14 protein-coding genes are annotated in these 21,120 nt (G+C 69.2%); 10 read left to right on the top strand and 4 right to left on the bottom strand.

All coding sequences use genetic code 11. The features are described from left to right. Window positions 1-2: 2 nt before the first annotated feature. From IFT63_RS14450 to IFT63_RS14475, 6 genes are all read left to right on the top strand, one after another. Window positions 3-1,145 (top strand): BatA domain-containing protein, encoded by a 1,143-nt coding sequence (locus IFT63_RS14450; protein WP_192084957.1) that lies wholly within the window; start codon window positions 3-5, stop codon window positions 1,143-1,145. Further along, the gene (locus IFT63_RS14455; RefSeq protein ID WP_192084833.1) at window positions 1,142-3,313 is read left to right on the top strand and encodes a hypothetical protein; all 2,172 of its coding nucleotides are present in this window, start codon (window positions 1,142-1,144) and stop codon (window positions 3,311-3,313) included. The genes IFT63_RS14450 and IFT63_RS14455 overlap by 4 nt, the downstream gene beginning before the upstream one ends. After that, window positions 3,310-5,142 (top strand): hypothetical protein, encoded by a 1,833-nt coding sequence (locus IFT63_RS14460; protein WP_192084835.1) that lies wholly within the window; start codon window positions 3,310-3,312, stop codon window positions 5,140-5,142. Before IFT63_RS14455 ends, IFT63_RS14460 begins: the two co-directional genes overlap by 4 nt. A gap of 315 nt (window positions 5,143-5,457) precedes the next feature. Beyond that, a complete protein-coding gene (locus IFT63_RS14465) occupies window positions 5,458-7,950 on the top strand; it encodes a DEAD/DEAH box helicase (RefSeq protein ID WP_192084958.1) in 2,493 nt (830 codons plus the stop codon). Further along, window positions 7,947-8,984 (top strand): ribonuclease H-like domain-containing protein, encoded by a 1,038-nt coding sequence (locus tag IFT63_RS14470; protein ID WP_192084837.1) that lies wholly within the window; start codon window positions 7,947-7,949, stop codon window positions 8,982-8,984. Before IFT63_RS14465 ends, IFT63_RS14470 begins: the two co-directional genes overlap by 4 nt. An 81-nt stretch (window positions 8,985-9,065) precedes the next feature. Continuing rightward, window positions 9,066-9,389 carry an I78 family peptidase inhibitor gene (locus tag IFT63_RS14475; RefSeq protein WP_101101658.1) on the top strand — a complete coding sequence of 108 codons (324 nt, stop codon included), beginning with the start codon at window positions 9,066-9,068 and terminating at the stop codon, window positions 9,387-9,389. 44 nt (window positions 9,390-9,433) lie between these two features. On the opposite strand, the gene IFT63_RS14480 is transcribed toward IFT63_RS14475, so the two are convergent. Together IFT63_RS14480 and IFT63_RS14485 are read right to left on the bottom strand one after the other, a co-directional pair. Continuing rightward, window positions 9,434-11,296, bottom strand: coding sequence for a M56 family metallopeptidase (locus tag IFT63_RS14480; RefSeq protein ID WP_192084839.1), 1,863 nt, complete (start codon window positions 11,294-11,296; stop codon window positions 9,434-9,436). 3 nt (window positions 11,297-11,299) lie between these two features. Next, window positions 11,300-11,686, bottom strand: coding sequence for a BlaI/MecI/CopY family transcriptional regulator (locus IFT63_RS14485; protein WP_042614135.1), 387 nt, complete (start codon window positions 11,684-11,686; stop codon window positions 11,300-11,302). A 222-nt stretch (window positions 11,687-11,908) separates the two neighbouring features. On the opposite strand from IFT63_RS14485, the gene IFT63_RS14490 reads away from it, so the two are divergent. Further along, window positions 11,909-12,982: a serine hydrolase gene (locus tag IFT63_RS14490; RefSeq protein WP_192084959.1), complete on the top strand. Its 1,074-nt coding sequence runs from the start codon at window positions 11,909-11,911 to the stop codon at window positions 12,980-12,982. Window positions 12,983-13,066: 84 nt separating this feature from the next. On the opposite strand, the gene IFT63_RS14495 is transcribed toward IFT63_RS14490, so the two are convergent. Continuing rightward, window positions 13,067-14,200, bottom strand: coding sequence for an SDR family oxidoreductase (locus IFT63_RS14495; protein ID WP_192084840.1), 1,134 nt, complete (start codon window positions 14,198-14,200; stop codon window positions 13,067-13,069). Between the two features lie 181 nt (window positions 14,201-14,381). Here IFT63_RS14495 and IFT63_RS14500 point away from each other — a divergent pair, with 181 nt between their 5' ends. Continuing rightward, the gene (locus IFT63_RS14500; RefSeq protein ID WP_192084842.1) at window positions 14,382-14,726 is read left to right on the top strand and encodes a hypothetical protein; all 345 of its coding nucleotides are present in this window, start codon (window positions 14,382-14,384) and stop codon (window positions 14,724-14,726) included. On the opposite strand, the gene IFT63_RS14505 is transcribed toward IFT63_RS14500, so the two are convergent. Then, window positions 14,710-15,792 carry a DNA topoisomerase IB gene (locus IFT63_RS14505; protein WP_192084844.1) on the bottom strand — a complete coding sequence of 361 codons (1,083 nt, stop codon included), beginning with the start codon at window positions 15,790-15,792 and terminating at the stop codon, window positions 14,710-14,712. The genes IFT63_RS14500 and IFT63_RS14505 overlap by 17 nt on opposite strands. 117 nt (window positions 15,793-15,909) lie before the next feature. Here IFT63_RS14505 and IFT63_RS14510 point away from each other — a divergent pair, with 117 nt between their 5' ends. Both IFT63_RS14510 and gltB read left to right on the top strand, forming a co-directional pair. Continuing rightward, entirely contained in the window at window positions 15,910-16,305 is a 396-nt protein-coding gene (locus tag IFT63_RS14510; RefSeq protein WP_042612075.1) for an I78 family peptidase inhibitor, read from the top strand. A gap of 346 nt (window positions 16,306-16,651) precedes the next feature. Beyond that, window positions 16,652-21,106 carry a glutamate synthase large subunit gene (gene gltB, locus IFT63_RS14515; protein ID WP_192084845.1) on the top strand — a complete coding sequence of 1,485 codons (4,455 nt, stop codon included), beginning with the start codon at window positions 16,652-16,654 and terminating at the stop codon, window positions 21,104-21,106. Window positions 21,107-21,120: the final 14 nt, after the last annotated feature.

Here is a 21,120-nt window from a genome sequence, read left to right on the forward strand (position 1 = left end):
GCCTGTCCTTGTTGTTCCCACTGGGCCTGCTGGCGCTGGCAACGCTGCTGGTTCCGCTGCTGATCCATCTCGCCCGGCGGCAGCACGAGGTGCCGCTGGACTTCGCCGCGTTGCGCTGGCTGCAGGCACGTGTCCGCCCGCGCAGCCGCGTGCGGATCGACGAATGGCTGCTGCTGGCATTGCGCCTGTTGCTGCTGGCCACGCTGGCGCTGCTGCTGGCGCAACCGGTGCTGCAGGGCGGAACCGCCGATGTGCGGCCGGTCACCGTGGTGGCCCCGGGGCTGGACGGCGCCGCACTGCGCGGCGCGGACGATGAGGGCGACTGGCGTTGGCTCGCACCGGGCTTCCCGCCGTTGCAGCAGCCGCCGGCAGCGTCGGAGGTGGCCTTCGCCAGCCTGCTGCGCGAGCTCGACCAGACCCTTCCAGCTGGCACACCGCTGGTGGTTCATCTTCCCGACCCGCTGCCCGGGTTGGACGGCGAGCGGATCCGGTTGTCGCGCACCGTGCAATGGCGACCGCAGCCACTGCCGGTGGCCACCGCAGGGACCGTGCCGGAAGCGCCGCGCCTGCATGTCGGCGGCAATGGAGATCCTGCCGCGCTGCGGGTGCTCGACGCGTTGCAGCGCGCGTGGACCGGTTCGCCGCTGTCCGCTGCCACCGATGACGTGCCGGCCGACGGCCGGATCGGCGTCTGGCTGGCCGCCGCGCCCTTGCCGCCGGCCTGGCAGGCGTGGCTTGCCGAAGGCGGCAGCGTGCTGCGCGTCGCCGCCCCTCAGCCCGGTAGTGCCGACGCCGGAACCGCGACCTCGCCGTGGTTGCCGGTGCTGCGCGATGCCCAGGGCGCGCTTCTGCTCGAGCAACGCCGCGTGGGCCGCGGGCGCCTGCTCCGCTTCCCGGCCGCACTCTCCACCGCCGCGTTCCCCGCTGTCGCGGACGACGACTTTCCCCGACGCCTGCGCGATGTGCTGACCCCGCCACCGGTCCCCACCCTGGGCGTGGCGGCGGATCAAGCACCGCTGACCGGCGCGGCAGCCCCACTGCCACGACCGCGTGACCTTGCCCCGTGGATGCTGCTGGCGATCGTGCTGCTGTTCGCGCTGGAGCGTTGGCTGGCGACGTCGGCCCGGCGCAGGAGCACGCCATGAACACCGCCGTGAGCCGCGCCTGGCAGGCAGCACGCCGCCGCCAGGCAGCGCAGGTGATGGCGATCGCGGTGCCGCTGGTGGTCGCGGTGGCCGCACTCGCGTGGCGGCTTGCAACATATGACGTGGCGAGCGGGGTGCTGGCGATCGGCCTGCTCGCTGCTGCCGCACTGGCGACCTGGCGCGCGCGTGCGCTGGATCGCCGCTGGCTGGTTCGCCAGCTGGACCAGCGGCCCACGGCGCGCGACAGTGCCGACCTGCTGTTCACCGACGCTGCAGCGCTCAATCCATTGCAGTTGCGCCAGCGCGAACGCATCGATGCGGCCCTGCGCCAGTATCCACCGGAGCTGCGGGCACGTTGGCCGCGGCGCGCGCTGGCAGCGGTAGGGTGCGCCAGCGGGCTGGTGGTCGCCCTCGCCTTCGGATGGCCCCGCGCTGGCAGCGTGCCGGCCGCTCATGCACCGGTTATCACGGCAAGCGGCACCGCTGCTGCCACGCCGCCTACGCTGCAGTCCGCGCGCCTGCGGATCACCGCGCCGTCCTATACCGGCCAGCCGGTACGTACGCAGAGTGAGCTCGACGGCAAGGTGCAACAGGACAGCCAACTGCAGTGGTCGCTGCGTTTTTCCGGCACGCCTGCACGTGCCGCGCTGCAGTTCCACGACGGCCAGCGCATCGAACTGACGCAGCAGGAGGGGCAATGGACCGGCAGCTGGAAGGCTGTACGCCCGGCCCTGTACCGCGTGGTGACCGAGCCGGCGCTGCGCGCTACGCGCCTGTATCGCCTGGACCTGGTGCCCGACCAGCCGCCCAGCGTGCGGGTGATCGAGCCGGAGGCCACGCTGGTGCTCGGTACGCCCGGCCAGCGCCGCTGGCAGCTGCGCTTCGAAGCCCGCGATGATCACGGCGTGGCCGCCGCGGCACAGCTGAAGGTGACCCTGGCCCAGGGCAGCGGGGAGAACATCACCTTCCGCGAGCAGGTCATCACCCTCAGTGGCAGCGGCCCGGCAACGCAGCGCCGCTTCGCCCACACGCTGGACCTGGCCGCGCTGGGCGCCAGCGCCGGCAACGATGTGATCGCGCAGCTGCAGGTGCGCGACAACCACGCGCCCACGCCACAGTCCGCGCAGAGCAGCAGCCTGATCCTGCGCCTGCCGACCGAAGCCGACGTGCAGGAGGCCGAGCTGGAAGGCATGGTCAAGCGCACCCTGCCGGCGTATTTCCGCAGCCAGCGGCAGATCATCATCGATGCCGAAGCCCTGCTCGCCCAGCGCAGCAAGCTGTCGGCAGACGAGTTCACCCGTCGCTCCGATGCGATCGGCGTGGACCAGCGCATCCTGCGCCTGCGCTACGGCCAGTTCCTCGGTGAAGAAAGCGAAGGCGCACCCAGGCCCCCGCCCACCAGCGACCTGCCGACCAGCGATGTGCCCAGTAACGACGCCCCTGCTGCCACCGTTGATCACGAACACGAACACGACGGCCACGGCGGGGGCCACGAGGATGAGCATGGCCACGACCACGCTGCCAGCGACGCGCCGCAGGTGTTCGGCAGCGCCACCGATGTGCTTTCCGAATACGGCCATACGCATGACCACGCCGAGGCCGCCACCCTGCTTGATCCGCAGACGCGCGCCACGTTGAAGGCCGCGCTGGACCAGATGTGGTCCTCCGAAGGCGAACTACGCCAGGGCCGGCCCAAAGAAGCATTGCCGCATGCCTACAAGGCGCTGGCCTTCATCAAGGAAGTGCAGCAGGCCGAGCGGATCTACCTGGCCCGGGTGGGTCCGGAACTGCCTCCCATCGACGAAAGCCGGCGGCTGGGCGGCAAGCGCGAGGGCATCGACAGTCGACGCCTGCCGCTGGCGGCGATGACGGCGCCGGACCAGGCCATCGTCGCGGTCTGGCAGCAGCTGGACGGCGCTGGCCAGCCCCCGGACCTGGATGCGTTGAGCAGCTGGCTGCGTGCCAATGAAACCCGCCTCGCCGACCCGCTCAGCCTTGCCGCATCGATTGAAGAACTGCGCATGGCACCGGACTGCGTGCGCTGCCGCGACGCGCTGCGCGGACAGTTGTGGCGCGCCCTGCTGCGTCCGGTTCCGGCGCCGGCGCGGCGCAGCATCCCCGATGCGATGGGACAGCGTTACCGCGATGCACTGGGAGCCGGACCATGACGGACAGTCGCTGGATCAGCACGGCGATCATTGCCATCGTGCTGCTGGCCACGCTGCGCTTGCTGCTGCAGCAACGGCGCGGCGCGCACCTGCCGCCCCTGCGGTTGGCCGCACTGCTGGTGCTGCAGGCGCTGGCCGGTGGTCTGTTGCTGCTGGCGCTGGTTCCGCCGCAGCACACCGCGCCCCGCCATGCGCTCACCGTGCTGACTGCCAGCGCAGCGCAGGCGCCTGCGGTAGCCGATGATGCATCGACGATGCTCGCCTTGCCGGAATCCAACGCGCGCGCCGGCATCGCACGCGTGCCGGACCTGGCCACCGCCCTGCGCCAGCATCCGGGCACCGAACGGCTCACCCTGGTCGGTGATGGGTTGCCGGCGCGCGATCGTGATACAGCGTTGCCCGCCGAGGTGCGGTTGAGGTTGTCGCCCGCACCGCGCGGCTGGATGGACCTGCAGGCGCCGGCCGTCACCGCCCCCGGGGCGCTCTTCGCCGTGCGCGCACGTGCCCAGGGCGTGCCCGACGGCCGTGCCGAGCTGCTCGATCCTGCCGGCCAGGTCGTCGCCCGCGCCGCGCTGGACAAGCGCGGCGGTGCCCGCCTGGAAGGTATTGCGCGGGTGGCCGGGCGCACCCTGTTCCAGCTGCGGCTGCTGGACGGCAGTGATCATGCGGTGGACAGCATCCCGGTCCCGTTGCAGGTCGAAGCGCCTGCAACGGTGCGGATGCTGATGCTGGCCGGTGCGCCCGGACCCGAAGTCAAATACCTGCGCCGCTGGGCCGCCGATGCCGGGGTGGAGCTGCAGCTCCAGTCCAGCGTAGGGGCCGGCGTGTCCCTCGGCGATGTGCCGGTGGCGCTCACTCCGGCGCGGCTGGCCGCGACGGACGTGCTGCTGCTGGACGAACGCAGCCTGGCCGCGTTGGGCGCCGCGCAGCGCAACGCCGTACAGCAGGCCCTGCACGATGGCTTGGGCGTGTTGGTGCGCAGCGCGGGGCCGCTGCCGGACAATGCGCGCCAGGCCCTGCGTGGCTGGGGCCTGCCGGTCACCGGCAATGGCCAGGCCGCGGCGTTGAAACTGGCGGGCGAATCGCAGGCGGAGCTGTTGCCGGCGCGGCGCGGACCGCGGGCTCCGGCTACGGAGGCAACGCAGTGGATGGCCGAGGCCGATGCACGTTCCCAACTTGCCGGGGTGCCGGTGCTGGAACAGCTGACCCTGCGCTTCGCTGGCGCCACGCCGCTGCTGCAGGATGCCGACGGCGCGGCCATCGGCGGCTGGCGCGCGAGCGGTCGCGGACGGATCGGCCTGCTGCCGGTGACCGACAGTTACCGCGCGGTGCTGGCCGGGCGCGATGATCGCCATGCCGAGCTGTGGAGCAGTGTGATCGGCCTCATGGCGCGCCCGGTCGCGGCGGCGCCCAAAGTGCAGGTGCGGTCCGATACGCCTTGGGCCGGTGAACGCGTGGTGGTGTGCGGTGTACCAGCCGGCATGCAGGTGGGCGACGGTACTGGAGCCGCACCGGAAACTCTCGTCATCGACCCCGCCACCGGCACACAGCGCTGCGCGGCGTGGTGGCCGCGCCAGGCCGGCTGGCATGAACTGGTGCAGGGCGATGTGCGCCAGGCGGTGTATGTGTTCGACCCCGCCGACGCCACCGCACTGCATCGCCAGCAGCTGCGGGACCGCACGGCGCTGCGCGTCGCCACCGGGCACGGACGGATGTCGGCCGCCACGCAGCAGGTGCCGGGCGCGCGCTGGCCATGGCTGCTCGCCTTCGTGCTGGTCGCCGGCCTGCTGTGGTGGCTGGAGCGGCGCAGCAGCACCGTGGACCGGTAGCGCCGAAGGCAGCGGCAGGAGCCGCTGCCAACGTCGCTTGCGACGGCCCGCAGGGTGCCGATCAGGACGACCGGCATAGCCATGCTCGGCGAGCGCAGCGGAAAGGCGAAGGCGTGACGACCAACGGTCGGCACCCACCAAGAGCAGAAGCTGACGGCCAGCGGCCCTCACTACCGTAGAGCAGGTAGCGCCGAGCCATGCTCGGCGAGCGCAGCGGCGCTCTGCTCGCAGTGAATGATTCACGTGTCTGGGCAGGCGCGTCTCAGGCATTGAGACGAAGCTGTGTTCCCATACCGTTCTTTGCGGCATGTTTTCCTGATGGCTTACGAACTCGCCAAGCGCACCGCCGATGCCGAACACCAGCTCGCTACCCGCGATGGCCTGCCGGCGCGTGATGGCGCCCTGCTCGGCGCCCGCCTGCAGCGCCGTTACCACGACCGCATCACCGGCAGCTTCGCCATCCCCGGCCGCGAAGGCCGCTACGCGCCGATCCCGGACAGCGTACCGCCGGCACTTGCCGCCGCCCTGAAAGCGCGAGGCATCGACCAGCTCTACAGCCACCAGGCGCAGGCGTGGGACGCGGCCCAGCGTGGCGAACACGTAGCCATCGTCACCCCCACCGCCAGCGGCAAATCGCTGTGCTACACCCTGCCGGTGGTCAGCGCGGCCATGCAGCACAAGGCCAAGGCGCTGTACCTGTTTCCGACCAAGGCGCTGGCCCAGGACCAGGTGGCCGAGCTGCTGGAGCTCAACCGCGCCGGTGACCTGGGAGTCAAGGCCTTCACCTTCGATGGCGATACCCCTGGCGATGCACGGCAGGCGATCCGCCTGCATGGCGACATCGTGGTGTCCAACCCGGACATGCTGCACCAGGCCATCCTGCCGCACCATACCAAATGGGCGCAGTTCTTCGAGAACCTGCGCTACGTGGTGATCGACGAAGTGCACACCTACCGCGGCGTGTTCGGCAGCCACGTCACCAATGTGCTGCGCCGCCTCAAGCGCATCTGCGCCTTCTACGGGGTGCAACCGCAGTTCATCCTGTGCTCGGCCACCATCGGCAATCCGCAGCAGCATGCCGAGGCCCTGATCGAAGCGCCGGTCACCGCCATCACCGAATCCGGCGCCCCCAGCGGGCCCAAGCAGGTGCTGCTGTGGAACCCGCCGGTGGTCAATCCGGACCTGGGCCTGCGCGCCTCGGCGCGCTCGCAGAGCAACCGCATCGCACGCATCGCGATCAAATCCGGGCTGAAGACGCTGGTGTTCGCGCAGAGCCGGCTGATGGTGGAAGTGCTCACCAAGTACCTCAAGGACATCTTCGACCACGACCCGCGCAAGCCCGCCCGCATCCGTGCCTACCGCGGCGGCTACCTGCCGACCGAGCGCCGCGAGACCGAACGCGCGATGCGCGCCGGGCAGATCGACGGCATCGTCAGTACCTCCGCGCTGGAGCTGGGCGTGGACATCGGCAGCCTGGACGTGGTGATCCTCAACGGCTATCCCGGCAGCGTGGCCGCCACCTGGCAGCGCTTCGGCCGTGCCGGTCGCCGCCAGCAGCCCGCGCTGGGCGTCATGGTCGCCAGTTCGCAGCCGCTGGACCAGTACGTGGTGCGGCACCCGGACTTCTTCGGCGATGCCTCGCCGGAGCATGCGCGCATCGCCCCGGACCAGCCGCTGATCCTGTTCGACCACATCCGCTGCGCCGCCTTCGAACTGCCGTTCCTGGTCGGCGATGGCTTCGGCCCGATCGACCCGGAAGTGTTCCTGGAAGCATTGGCGGAAACCGAGGTGGTGCACCGCGAAGGCGAGCGCTGGGAGTGGATCGCCGACAGCTACCCGGCCAACGCGGTGAGCCTGCGCTCGGTGGCCGATGGCAACTTCGTGGTGGTCGACCGCAGCGGCGGCAAGCAGCAGATCATCGCCGAAGTGGATTATTCCGCCGCCGCGCTGACCCTCTATGAAGGCGCCATCCACATGGTGCAGTCCACCCCTTACCAGGTGGAGACGCTGGACTGGGAAGGCCGCAAGGCCTACGTCACGCGCACCCACGTCGACTACTACACCGACAGCATCGACTTCACCAAGCTCAAGGTGCTGGACCGCTTCGACGGCAACGTCGCCGGGCGCGGCGATTCCCATCATGGCGAGGTGCACGTGGTGCGCCGCGTGGCCGGCTACAAGAAGATCCGCTACTACACCCACGAAAACATCGGCTACGGCCCGGTCAACCTGCCCGACCAGGAACTGCACACCACGGCGGTGTGGTGGCAGCTGCCGCAGGCGCTGCTGCTGCGCGCGTTCGCCAGCAAGCAGGACGCGCTGGACGGTTTCCTCGGCGCGGCTTACGCCCTGCATATCGTCGCCACCGTGGCGGTGATGGCCGACGCACGCGACCTGCAGAAGGCGGTCGGCAACGGCGACGGCGCGTGGTTCGCCATCGCCGACCAGAGCGGCCGTGGCCAGCTGCGCGGCGAAGAAGGCGACCCCGGCGCGGTGGAGCTGCTGCAGCAGTTCGTGCCCACCGTGTACCTGTACGACAACTTCCCCGGTGGGGTCGGCCTGAGCGAGCCGTTGTGGCTGCGCCAGCAGGAGCTGGTGCAGCGCGCGCGCGAACTGGTGCAGCGCTGCGACTGCAAGGCCGGTTGCCCGGCCTGCGTCGGCCCAGTGCTGGCCGCACAGGAAACCGACGACACCACCCCGCGTGCGCTGGCCCTGCGCGTGCTGGACCTGTTCGATGCCCACGCCTGCGAGCACGTGCCGGAGGTGTCGGTGGTGGTTGCCGATCCGCTGGAGCTGTTGGCACCGTGAGCCTGAGCCTGGACAAGCTGCGGCTGCTGCGGCGGCAGGCCGGTGACGCCAAGGCGGTTACCCCGTCAGCGCCCGCCGGGCCGTTGCCGGAACCGGCGCCCGGACTGCCCGCCGCCGCCAACGATGCGAAGCAGCCCGACGCGGCGCGTTCGGTGTTTGCCTGGGTGGAAAAGGAGATCCGCCACAAACCCACCGGGGTGGCCGCAGCGCCACGCCAGGTGGCCGACGCCAGGGGACTGCGACGTCTGCTGGGCGTGCGCCAACGCGGTAGCGAGATCCCCCAGCCGCCGCGGGCACGCGCGCAGGACCGCAGCCTGCCCGGCACCGAGATCGCGCCGGGCCTGCACCTGATCGAATCGTTCCTGCCGAGGGATGTCCCGTCGGCACCGCTGTCGTTGGCCTTCGCCAAGCGCGAGCAGCAGCACGTGGCGCCGCAGGACCTGCTGTTCTTCGATACCGAAACCACCGGCTTGGCCGGCGGCACCGGCACCCGCGCCTTCATGATCGGTGCGGCCGACTGGCACCAGGATCCAAGCCGGGGGCCGGGCCTGCGCATCCGCCAGCTGATGATCTCCACGATGGCTGCGGAGACCGCCATGCTGCGCACCTTCACCAGCTGGCTGGGATCGAGCACGGTGTTTTCCAGCTACAACGGCCGCAGCTACGACGCACCGCTGCTGAAGACCCGCTATCGGCTCGCGCGGCAGGGCGATCCGATCACCGCGCTGGACCACATCGACCTGCTGTACCCGACCCGTCGCCGTTATCGCGGGGTCTGGGAAAACTGCCGGCTGGCCACCATCGAACGGCAGCTGCTGAAGGTGGTACGCGAAGATGACCTGCCCGGTTCGGAAGCGCCTTCTGCCTGGCTGCGCTACCTGCGCGGCGGCGATGCGGTGAACCTGCGCCGGGTGGTCGAACACAACCACCAGGACGTGGTGACGCTGGCACAGCTGTTCCTGACCTTGGTGGAACAGCAGGCGCAGGCCGATGTGCCACCCCCGGTGAACTGCCTGCCACTGCAGGCAGGGTGAGCGACCGTTTACCCGACGTTGACGGCGCATGGCGCCTGATGGCTCCTCGTGTCATCCATTCATCGACCCGGGAGGTCCGCCATGCGTTCCAATCGTTGGCTGTTGCTCACCTGTCTGCTGCCGCTGGCCGCCTGCAGCAGTACGCCGTCCAGCGCAGACACCGCGCCGACCACGCCGAAGCCGGAAGTTGCAGGTCTGGGCAGCCACTGCCACGGTGACACCTTGACCGCGCTGAGCGGCCAGATGGCCAGCCAGGAAGTCATCGACCGCGCGGTGCGCGACGCCGGTGCGCGAACCCTGCGTGTGGTCAAACCCGGCATGGCGGTCACCATGGACTACCGCGAAGACCGCGTCACCGTGCGCGTGGATGAGCAGAACAAGATCATCTCTGCCAGCTGCGGTTGATCCCTGCGGCAGGGAGCGGGCGCGCGCCCGCTCCCTGCTTTTCGCTAGAGTTCGACGGCACGTCCATCGGCCATTGCCTTGGCGATCACCTGCCGTGCTTCGCGTGAAGCGCGCTCCTGTATTTCCACTTGGCGTTCGCCAAGCGCGGCCTGCTCGACGCCCAATGCCGCCTGCTGCCTGCCCAGTTCGGCCTGCTTGCTGGCAAGGCGGGCCAGTTCCTCATGCACGTCGTCCTGCGACACCTCACGCGAGGCCCGTGCCGCTTCTGCCGCCGCATCACGGTTGATGTCCGATCCGCCCAGTGCCCGCCGCGCGGTTTCCCTGGCATGTCGCGCGACCGCCCGTGACTGTTCGGCCGTAAGCCGTCCCAGTTCGCCCTGCTGGCGCCCCAGCGCGCTTTGTCGGGTGCCCAGCGCGGCCTGCTGACGGCCTACACGGCCGGCATCGGCATAGGCGGCCTGCAATTGCTGCAGCAGGGCGCGATCGCGCACCACGTAGCGTTGCTCACCTTGGCGGAACCACAATCCCGGGGCACCATCGCCCAGGTCATGCCGGGCCTGGGTCACGTCATCCAGCGCCCCATCGGCGTAGCTCTCCTCTCCGTTGACCAGTACATAAGCGCGCTCAGGGCGTTCGCCAAGGTCGAGCCTGCCGTGGGTGACCAAGCTGGTGACCCGCTTCCCACCGTCGCGGGTGAGGACATGGGAAGTGGTGCTGGCCTGTCCACTGCGCACGCTGGGGGCTGCCGGCACTGCGGGAGCTGCCGGTACGGCAGGCACGGCCGCAGCGGGCGGTGCGGGCGGTGCGGGCGGTGCCGGCGGTGCGTCGGGCACCGGGGGAAGCGGCGCGTCAGGCGCCGCCGGCGCAGCGGGGGGCAGCGGCGGCGGCGGCATGGCCGCAACAAGTCGCATCGGCAGGATCGCCACGGCCAGCACGGCCGCCGTCAGCAGCGCGGTCAGCGCCTTCGGGCATGCGTGATGCTGCTGCAGCGAGATCAAGCGGCGCTTGAGGCTCTGCCGGCTCGGCGCGGCGCTGGCCACGCCCAGATGCGGATGCGGCATCACGCCCAGCTGCAACAGCAGCCGACCGTAGTCCTGGCGACGCTCGCCACGGCCGTCCACGACCGCCGCATCCACCGCTTCTTCGCGGGCCTGGGCGTATTCGCTGACCGCCAGCCGCAGCAGCGGATGGAAGAAGAACAGGTGCTGCGCCAAGGCAGGCAGCAGGCCCCACTGCAGGTCGTTGCGCTGCAGGTGCTGCAGTTCATGGGTCAGCGCGAGGTCCAGCGCATCGCCCTGCAGGGCGTGCCCACCCACCGGCAGCAGCAGCACCGGCCGCAGCGGACCGACCACCTGCGGCGCATCGATGTCGGCACTCATCCACAGGCGCGGGGCACGGCGCAGGCCATGCGCTTCGGCCGCCAGCTGCAGCGCGTGTACCAGCGCCTGATCATCGCACGGGGTGGCGTGGGCCAGCAGCGCGCGGCTTCGCCGCCATTCGCCGTGGGTCCGCCAGGCCATGGCCAGTACACCGGCCAGCCACAATGCGGCCAGCGCCATGGCCCACCACGGCGTGGTCGCCAGCGCGGACGAAGCGATGCCCTCATCGGCAGTTGCCAACCCCTGTGCCGACAGCGCAGCCGCCTGCACGTACAGCGTTTCACCAACGGCGGGCGTGATCGATCCGGTCGCCAGCGTCGGCGCCGGCAGCACCGCCAGCTGCAGCGGCTGCGCCCAGAACAGGCCCAGCACCGCCTGCAGCGATACCAGCCACCACATCCGGCAACGCGCGGCCGCGCCCAGTGACGGAACGGCGCGGCAGACGCCCCACACCAGGGCGACCAGCAGCGCGGTCTGCAGGCTGGTCCAGGCCAACCGTTCCAGCAGCACGATCAGGTTCGCGTCCATGGTTCAGCCCTCCTGCCGGCGTGACTGCAGCTGTTCGACCAGCGCTTCCAGCTCGGCCAGTTCATCATCGCTGACCTTGTCGCGCTGGGACAGATAGGCCACGAACGGCGACACCGATCCCTGCAGGGTGCGGTCGACGAACTGCGCGATGGCGCCCTGCACCACGCTGTCCTGCCCGGCCGTGGACTGGTAGCGGTACATGCCGTCGGCCTGCTCGCGGCGCAGGTAGTTCTTGCCGCGCAGGCGTTCCATCATGGTCAGCACGGTGGACCGTGCCAAGCCACGCGGCTCGCCGAATCCGACCGCCACTTCGCCCACGCTGGGCGTTCCTGCCTCGTCGATGTACTGCAGCAGGGCCAGTTCCTGGTCCCCGATCGTCTTGCGGTGCATGGCACGGTTCCTTGGGTGACTACACGTGTCGCCACAGTGCCCATGGCGACATGTGTAGTCAACCCCCCGAAGGTCATGTGCCGACGAACGGCAGCGCCAGGCCCTCCGCGGCCGAAGGGGTTTAAACCCTCTGCCTGCTCGACGCATCCAATGCCCTGATCCGGTGCGCGATGCCGGCCTCTTCCCTGAAAGGACCGCCGAATGCGCACTGCTACCTGCATCATCCTGATTGCCGCTTTCCTGATTCCGTGGGACATGCAGGCGGCCGCCGGGCCATGGGAAGCGGCCAACCAACAGACACGCCACTACGTCGCGGAGGTCATGCAGAGCCGCCGGATCCCGGGCCTGCAGATCGCCGTGGTAAAGAACGGGCGCGTGGTGATGTCGGAAAGCCATGGGCTGGCCAATGTCGAAAATGCCATCCCAGCCACGCCTGCCACCCGTTTTCCGCTGAACTCCGCCAGCAAGTCATTCACCGGTGTCGCCGTGATGCAGCTGGTGCAGGCGGGCAAGGTCAGCCTGGATGCGCCGATATCGCGGTATCTCGATGATCTGCCCGAACCGTGGAATGCCGTCCGGGTCCAGCAGCTGCTGGCGCACACCTCAGGGCTGCCGGACATCGTGGATGCGCAGGGCCTGGTCGGCGGAGGTTCGGAGCAGACCGCCTGGGATGCGGTCACCCGACTTCCGACGGAGGCTGCACCGGGTGAGCGCTTCGCCTACAACCAGACCAATTACCTGCTCCTTTCGCGCATCATCGCCGCCAGGTCCGGCATGCCCTACGCCGACTACATCGCGACCCGGCAGTTCAACGTGGTCGGCATGCCCCAGGCGTTGTTCGGGGACAGCTATGACCTTGTCGCAAACGCGGCCACCCTCTACAGCTACTTTCCGCGCCGGACCGATCCGGGCGACAGCGCCCCCCGGCTTTCGCACTGGTTCTACGACATGACGCCGGGACTGTGGGCGGGCGGGGGCGTGCAGACAACCGCCACTGAAGTCGCGCAGTGGCTTGCGGCGCTGGACAACGGCTCCCTGCTCGACCCCACGCTGGTGCGGCAGATGTGGCAGCCGGCGACCCTCGACGACGGCAGCGATGCGGCGTGGGGTGCCGGGTGGCAGGTCACGCAGGAAGGCAAAGAGCGCCGCGTGGCGGCCATGGGCGGTGCACGCGCTGCCTTCATCGTCTATCCGGATCGCCAACTGGCAGTGGTGGTGCTGACCAACCTGGTCGGCGCCAATCCGCAGGAGTTCATCCCTGCCATCGCCGCGTTCTACGGACCTTCGCGTCCCTAGCCCGGCGCCGTGGCCGGCTGTTGCCTGCGCGGGGTCAGGACGCCTCCCCGCCGCGCGGAGAGGAATCCAATCCCGCGCCGCGGCTCAGCCGCGCGGGCCGCCCATCACCGGCAGGATCGCGCCACTGATGTAGCTGGAACAGCTGGGCGCGGCCAGGAACACGTAGGCAGGCGACAGTTCTTCCGGCTGCGCTGCACGGCCCATGTCGCTGTCCTGGCCGAACTCACCGACATCCGGCGCAGCCTTGTCGGCCGGGTTCAACGGCGTCCACACCGGGCCCGGCGCCACGCAGTTGACCCGGATGCCGCGGGGCAGCAGCTGGCTGGCCAGTGCCTTGGTGAAGGCATGGATGGCGCCCTTGGTGGCCGAATAGTCGATCAGCGACTTGCTGCCGAACAGGCCGGTTTCCGAGCCCGAATTGACGATGCTGGCGCCCTCGCCGAGGTGCGGCAGCACGGCGCGGGCCATCTGGATGTAACCGCCGATGTTGGTCTGCAGGGTTTCCTGCAGGTGGGCGTCATCGAGGTCTTCCAGGCGATGGCAGTGCAGCTGGAAGGCCGCGTTGTTGACCAGGATGTCGATGCCACCGAAGGCCTTGGCCACCTGTTTCACCGCACGATTGCAGAACTTCGGATCACGCACGTCACCGGCGATCACGATGCAGCGTCCGCCTTCGCGCTCCACGTGCTGGCGGGTGACATCGGCATCTTCGTGTTCGTCCAGGTGCAGCACCGCCACATCCGCGCCTTCGCGGGCATACAGCACCGCCACCGCACGGCCGATGCCGGAGTCGCCGCCGGTGACGATCGCGCGCAGGCCTTTCAGCTTCCCGCTGCCTACGTAATCGGGCGCGAGGAAACGGGGTGACAGCTCCAGTTCGTTTTCGTTGCCGGGCTTGCCGATGTTCTGCGCGGGCATCTTTTCCGGTTGCCTGCGGGTGCCGGCCTGGGTCACCTTTTTCTTTGCGGCCTTCTTGCTGGCGCGTGCGTCCTTGGCCTTTTCCTGATCCTGCAGGCGGCGCTGTCGCGCGGCCACCCGTGCGCCCCGTTCATCGGTGGCGGCGGTCTTGCGGGTGGCGGTCTTGACCACGCGCTTGCGCGCGGTGCCTTCTGCATCGGCCGGCGCGGCCGCGGCGGCGCGGGTGCCCTTGCGGACCTTCGGGGTGGCTTTCTGGCGGGCGGGGACTTTGTTTGCCGGGGCGGTCTTGGCGGTAGCCATGAGATCTCCTCTTGAAGCGGGTTGTCCAGGGCAGCGTGGTGTGTCCAGGGCGTGCAACCAGTCTCCACATCGCGCGTTGCCGTGGCAGTGAATGCAACGTGCCCGGCATGTGCACGCGTTCATCCCGGCACCACGCCGCACCCGTCAGGCTGGGCCCCTCGAACCCAGTGGAGCTGCATCGATGATCCGTTACTTCAGCGTGGCCGCGATGGCCGTTTCCCTGGCCGCCTGCAGCAGCACGCCGGTGGCCCAGGTGCAGCCGATCGACGGGGTGATTTCCGGCCAGTGCCACCTGGACAAGGTGCAGGGCGCGGTCGGCCTGGCGGCATCGGCAGCGACCGTGGAACGTGCCCGCGTGGACAGCGACAGCCTGCAGGTGCAGGTGCTGCGCGGCACCCGCGAGCGCAGTGGCCCCACCGCCAGCGGCAGCGCCGATCCGGCCGCCGGTGCCGCGCATGAGGGCGGCGAGCGGTTGACGATTGAAACCGGCCGCACCAACAACATCACCGCTATTTACTGCGGCTGACCTTGCGAATGCGGCTGACCTTGGCCGCCACCCGGCGTGCCCTGCGCAGGTAGCGCAGGGTCGCCTGTTCCCACTGCCGCGGCCCACGCAGGCCGGCCAGCGCGACCAGTTCACCCCGCTCCCAGCCGTCGAACACGCTGGGATCGATGTAGGCCTTGCGGCACACCGCCGGCGTATTGCCGAGCAGGTCGGCCACCTTGCACACCACCTCGCGCTGCGCCGCCGCCAGCGCGGTCTTGCTGGCGGGCTCGGGCAACTCGGTGGCAGCGAACGCCCGCAGCGCTTCCACGGTGCCGCCCCAGGTGCGGAAGTCCTTGGCGGTGAACTCCTCGCCCATCACCCCACGCAGGTAGTCATTGACCTCACCGGAATCCACCGGCTGCAGCGTGCCATCGTCATCGCGGTACTGGAACAGCGCCTGCCCGGGCAGCTGCTGGATGCTTCGCACCTGCTTGGCCAACTGTCTGTCGCCGATCTCCACTTCGTGGTGCTGGCCGGACTTGCCGCGGAAGCGCATCTGCACCCGGCCGCCCGCCACCAGCGCCAGGTGGCGGTTGCGCAGCGTGGTCAGGCCGAAGGATTTGTTTTCGCGCGCATAGGTTTCATTGCCCACCCGCACCAGCGTTTCGGCCAGAAGCGCGACCACGATCGCAAGGACCTTTTCACGCGGGAATCCCGGACGCTTCAGGTCGTTGTGCAGGTGCCGGCGCAGCTTCGGCAGCGCCTCGCCGAAGGCGATGATGCGGTCGAACTTGCCCTCCCCGCGCACCCGCGCCCAGTCAGGGTGGTAGCGATACTGCTTGCGACCCCGTGCGTCGCGCCCGGTCGCCTGCAGGTGGCCGTTGGGCCAGGGGCAGATCCACACGTCGGTATAGGCCGGGGGCACGGCCAGCGAACGGATGCGGGCCAGCACCTCGGCGTCGCGCACGACGTGCCCGGCCGGGTCACGGTAGCTGAATCCCTTTCCTGCCCGACGCCGCTGGTAGCCCGGCTGGCTGTCGTCCACGTAACGCAGTCCGGCGGCGCGGGCGGCGGCTTTTTCAGGGGTTGCGGCGGGTGGGCTCATGCACGCAGTGTGGCGATCGCGCCGAGCACGCCGCGTCAATAACGCAACACAAACACGTGGGCGGCCAACAGCCGCTATGCTCACGCTTTCGTCACCTTGAACGTTCCTGGAGTCCGCATGCCGTTCCTGCAGTTGCCGCGCCTGACGCGCCCCTTCCTGCTCCTGCTCCCCGCCACCCTGTTCCTGGCCGCCTGCTCGGCGCCGCCGATGGACGAACAGGATGCGGTCACCGCGCAGGCCCAGCAGGCCGCTGAAAAGGCCACCGCCCCCGCCGACGAAGCCGGCAAGGCGACCGAAGCCCCGCCGATCGGCAACTGCGATGCCACCCAGGTGCAGAGCCTGGTCGGCCAGCCCTTCACCGATGCACTCGGCAGCCAGGCCCAGCAGGACGCCAGTGCGAAATCGCTGCGCGTGCTGCGCCCCGGCGACATGACCACGATGGAGTTCGTGGGTGAGCGCCTGAATGTGGAAGTGGACGAGAAGGATGTGGTCAGCGGCCTTCGCTGCGGCTGATTTCCCCAGCGCTGGCAAGCACTTGCCAGCGCCTTGGTTGCGCGTGCAACCGTGTGTTGCGGCATTGCACCATCTATGGTCTAGTCGAAGCATCCGGTGGCATTCCGCGCGCTCCAGGTAGCGCGCCCTGTCTCCTGGAATGAGCGCGAAAGCGCTTGGCGAGCGCCAGGGGAGGCACGCCACCGCACGGGCATCGGCCCCTGCCGGGGGAACGGTCGCATCGACCAACGCCAGGACGCCACTTCGCTTTTCCCTGCCGTCCCGGCACGGCATCCTCATTCCGGTGGTCACGGCGCGCCCTGTGGGCAGGCTCAGGAGTCCCCGCTCACCTGACCAAGAGGCAAAGATGGCCCCCCGCAACCGCCACGGGCTTTACGACCCACGACACGAGCGCGATGCCTGTGGTTTCGGCATGGTCGCCCAGCTGGATGACCAGCCGTCCCGGCTGCTCGTGGATACCGCCATCGCCGCGCTTTCGCGGATGACCCACCGTGGTGGCGTCGCCGCCGACGGCGTGACCGGCGACGGCTGCGGCCTGCTGCTGCGTCGCCCGCAGGTGTTCCTGAAAGCCATCGCCGCCGAAGCGGGTATCAACGTCGGCGCGCGCTTCGCTGCCGGCGTGGTGTTCCTGCCGCACGATGAAACCGCCGCCGCCCAGTGCCGCGCCGCGCTGGAAGCGGAGCTTTCCAAGGCCGGCACGCAGCCGCGCGGCTGGCGCGTGGTGCCGACCGATCCCAGCGTCTGTGGCCAGCTGGCACGCGATACGCTGCCGCGCATCGAACAGGTCTTCGTCGATGCCGGCCAAGCGCAGGACAATGCCGCCTTCACCCTGGCCCTGTTCCTGGCCCGTCGCCGCAGCGAACAGTCGCTGCGCGAGCACGCCGACTACTACGTCACCACGCTCAGCCCGAACGCGATCAGCTACAAGGGCATGGTGCTGCCGGACAAGCTGTCGCGCTTCTTCCTGGACCTGCAGCGCAGCGACCTGGCCTCCAGCGCGATCGTGTTCCACCAGCGCTTCTCCACCAATACGCTGCCGCGTTGGCCGCTGGCGCATCCGTTCCGCATGCTCGCCCACAATGGTGAGATCAACACCATCGAAGGCAACCGTCGCTGGGCGCAGGCGCGCAGCAAGGTGTGGAAGACCCCGCGCTTCGACATCGGCGAATTCGATCCGGTGATCTCCATGCACGGTTCGGACTCGCAGAGCCTGGACAACATGCTGGAACTGATGGTCAGCGCCGGCATGGAGCTGATCCAGGCGCTGCGCATCCTGGTCCCGCCGGCGACCCAGTCGCTGGAATTCAAGGACCCCGACCTCGCTGCTTTCTACGAATTCCACGGGCTCAACAGCGAGCCGTGGGACGGCCCGGCCGGCATCGTCGCCTGCGACGACCGCTATGCCGTGTGCACGCTGGACCGCAACGGCCTGCGTCCGGCGCGCTGGATGCTCACCTCCGACCGCCATTTCCTGGTCGCCTCCGAAGCCGGCGTGTGGGAAGTGCCCACCGAACGCGTGGTGCGCAAGGGCAAGCTGGGGCCGGGCGAGATGATCGCCATCGACCTCAAGCGCGGCGACCTGCTCGATTCAGAGGCGGTGGACCGCATCAACCGTGGCCGCGCGCCGTACAAGCAGTGGCTGCAGCAGGGCGTGACCTACCTGCAGACCGAACTGATCGATCCCTCGCTGGTGGAAGAACCGTTCGACGCCCGCACCCTGCGCAGCTACCACAAGCTGTACCAGCTCAGCACCGAGGAAGTGGAGCAGGTACTGCGCCCGCTGGCGGAAACCGAACAGGAAGCCACCGGTTCGATGGGCGATGACACGCCGATGGCGGTGCTGAGCCAGCGCAGCCGTCCGCTGTACGACTACTTCCGCCAGGCCTTCGCGCAGGTCACCAACCCGCCGATCGATCCATTGCGCGAAGACTGCGCGATGTCCCTGTCCACCCAGCTCGGCAAGGAGACCAACATCTTCCATGCCGGCGCGGAGACCGTTAACCACGTCATCCTCAACTCGCCGGTGCTGAGCCAGCGCAAGTTGCGCCAGCTGCTGAAGATGGAGCAGTACGCCGACGCCAACCGGTTGATCGACCTGTCCTACAGCGAAGAAGAAGGCCTGCGGGCCGGCATCGAGCGCATCTGCGCGGAGGCCGAACAGGCCGCGCGCGATGGCATCGTCATGCTGCTGCTGTCCGACCGCTATCCGGTGGCCGACCGGCCGATGGTGCATGCCCTGCTGGCCACCAGCGCGGTGCACCACCACCTGTGCAACGCCGGGCTGCGCTGCGAAGTGAACCTGATCCTGGAAACCGGCACCGCGCGCGACCCGCACCACATGGCCTGCCTGCTAGGTTTCGGCGCCACCGCGGTGTATCCATACCTGGCCTACCAGACCCTGTTCGACCTCGGCCGCCGCGGCATCCTCAAACTCAGCAAGGGTGGCGAGCAGTCGCAGATCGGCCGTCGTTACCGCAAGGGCGTGTACAAGGGACTGTCCAAGATCATCTCCAAGATGGGCATCTGTACGGTGGCCAGCTACCGCGGCGCGCAGCTGTTCGAGATCGTCGGGCTGGAGCCGGACGTGGTCGAGCTGTGCTTCCCGGAAACGCCGTCGCGGGTCGGCGGCGTCAGCTTCGCGCGGCTGGATGCCGAAGCGCGCGAATTGACCGTGCAGGCCTGGGATGACCAGGTGCAGCCGGACGTCGGCGGGCTGCTGAAGTACGTGCACGGCGGCGAATACCACATGTACAACCCGGACGTGGTCATGACCCTGCAGCGCGCCTCGCGCTCGGGCGATCCGGCGCACTGGCAGGCGTACTGCGATGCCGTGCACGCACGTCCGCCGTCCGCGCTGCGCGACCTGCTGCAGCTGGTGCCGGCTGCCACGCCGACGCCGCTGGACGAAGTGGCACCGGCCAGCGAATTGTTCCCGCGCTTTGATACCGCAGCGATCAGCCTGGGCGCGTTGTCGCCGGAAGCGCACGAAGCGCTGGCCATCGCAATGAACCGCCTGGGTGGCCGCAGCAACTCCGGCGAAGGCGGCGAAGACCCCGCCCGCTATGGCACCGAGAAGCGTTCCAAGATCAAGCAGGTGGCGTCGGGGCGCTTCGGTGTCACCGCCGAATACCTGGTCAACGCCGAGGTGCTGCAGATCAAGGTGGCCCAGGGTGCCAAGCCCGGCGAGGGCGGCCAGCTGCCCGGCCACAAGGTCAACGAACTGATCGCCCGCCTGCGTTACGCCAAGCCGGGCATCGGCCTGATCTCGCCGCCGCCGCACCACGACATCTACTCCATCGAAGACCTGGCCCAGCTGATCTACGACCTCAAGCAGGTCAACCCGACCGCGCTGGTGTCGGTGAAGCTGGTCAGCCATGCCGGCGTGGGCACGATCGCCGCCGGCGTGGTCAAGGCCGGCGCCGACCTGATCACCATCTCCGGCCACGACGGCGGCACCGGCGCCTCGCCGGTGAGTTCCATCCGCTACGCCGGCGTGCCGTGGGAACTGGGCGTGGCCGAAGCGCACCAGGCGCTGGTCGGCAACGATCTGCGCGCGCGCACGATCCTGCAGACCGATGGCGGCCTGAAGACCGGCCTGGACGTGGTCAAGGCGGCCATCCTCGGCGCGGACAGCTTCGGCTTCGGCACCGGTCCGATGATCGTGCTGGGCTGCAAGTACCTGCGCATCTGCCACCTCAACAACTGCGCCACCGGCGTGGCCACCCAGGACGAGCGCCTGCGCGAGACCTATTTCACCGGCCAGCCCGAACGCGTGGAGAACTTCTTCAGGCTGCTGGCCGAAGAAGTCCGCGGCTGGCTGTCCTACCTTGGCGTGCGTTCGCTGCAGGAGATCGTCGGCCGCACCGAACTGCTGCGGCAGATCGATGCCGCGCCGCGCGAAGGCGTGCGCGTGGACCTGTCGCGGCTGCTCGCCGATGCCAGCTACGAAGGCAGCCACTGCGCCGCCCAGCGCCTGTACGAATCGCCGGACAGCCTGGCCACGCAGATGGACGGCCTGCTGGCCGATGCCATCGCCAACAAGCGTGGCGGCGACCATCGCTTCCTGATCCACAACACCGACCGCAGCATCGGCACCCGCCTGTCGGGCACCATCGCTCGCGCGCATGGCAACCAGGGCATGGCCGAATCACCGCTGGAGCTGCGCTTCCGCGGCACCGCCGGGCAGAGTTTCGGTGCCTTCAACGTCGGTGGCCTGCACCTGGAAGTGGAAGGCGAAGCCAACGACTACGTGGGCAAGGGCATGGCCGGTGGCCGGCTGGTGGTGCGTCCGCCACGCGGCGCGCGCTTCGAAGCCCGCAGCACCGCGATCATCGGCAACACCTGCCTGTACGGCGCCACCGGTGGCGAGCTGTTCGCTGCCGGGCGCGCCGGCGAACGCTTCGCGGTGCGCAACTCCGGCGCGCTGGCGGTGATCGAAGGTGCCGGTGACCACTGCTGCGAATACATGACCGACGGCGTGGTGCTGGTGCTCGGCAAGGTCGGCCTGAACTTCGGCGCCGGCTTCACCGGCGGGCTGGCCTACGTACTGGACGTGGACCGTGATTTCGTCGACCGCTACAACCACGAGCTGATCGACATCCATCGCGTTTCCGCCGAAGGCTTCGAGAATTACCGCCAGCACCTGCATCGCCTGATCGGCCGCCACCGCGAGCTGACCGGCAGCATCTGGGCCCAGCAGATCATGGACGAGTTCCGCGATTACATCGGCAAGTTCTGGCTGGTGAAGCCCAAGGCCGCCAGCATTGAATCGCTGACCGAAACCCTGCGCCGCGCCGCATGACCCCGCCCTTTTCA

This window comes from Stenotrophomonas sp. CFBP 13724 (assembly GCF_014841975.1).
Classification (GTDB): Bacteria; Pseudomonadota; Gammaproteobacteria; order Xanthomonadales; family Xanthomonadaceae; genus Stenotrophomonas; species Stenotrophomonas lacuserhaii.

Coding starts and splice junctions, on each gene's coding strand:
- IFT63_RS14455 (WP_192084833.1), top strand. CDS start 1,142: ATGAACACCGCCGTGAGCCGCGCCTGGCAGGCAGCACGCCGCCGCCAG.
- IFT63_RS14460 (WP_192084835.1), top strand. CDS start 3,310: ATGACGGACAGTCGCTGGATCAGCACGGCGATCATTGCCATCGTGCTG.
- IFT63_RS14475 (WP_101101658.1), top strand. CDS start 9,066: ATGCGTTCCAATCGTTGGCTGTTGCTCACCTGTCTGCTGCCGCTGGCC.
- IFT63_RS14480 (WP_192084839.1), bottom strand. CDS start 11,296: ATGGACGCGAACCTGATCGTGCTGCTGGAACGGTTGGCCTGGACCAGC.
- IFT63_RS14485 (WP_042614135.1), bottom strand. CDS start 11,686: ATGCACCGCAAGACGATCGGGGACCAGGAACTGGCCCTGCTGCAGTAC.
- IFT63_RS14495 (WP_192084840.1), bottom strand. CDS start 14,200: ATGGCTACCGCCAAGACCGCCCCGGCAAACAAAGTCCCCGCCCGCCAG.
- IFT63_RS14500 (WP_192084842.1), top strand. CDS start 14,382: ATGATCCGTTACTTCAGCGTGGCCGCGATGGCCGTTTCCCTGGCCGCC.
- IFT63_RS14505 (WP_192084844.1), bottom strand. CDS start 15,792: ATGAGCCCACCCGCCGCAACCCCTGAAAAAGCCGCCGCCCGCGCCGCC.
- IFT63_RS14510 (WP_042612075.1), top strand. CDS start 15,910: ATGCCGTTCCTGCAGTTGCCGCGCCTGACGCGCCCCTTCCTGCTCCTG.
- gltB (WP_192084845.1), top strand. CDS start 16,652: ATGGCCCCCCGCAACCGCCACGGGCTTTACGACCCACGACACGAGCGC.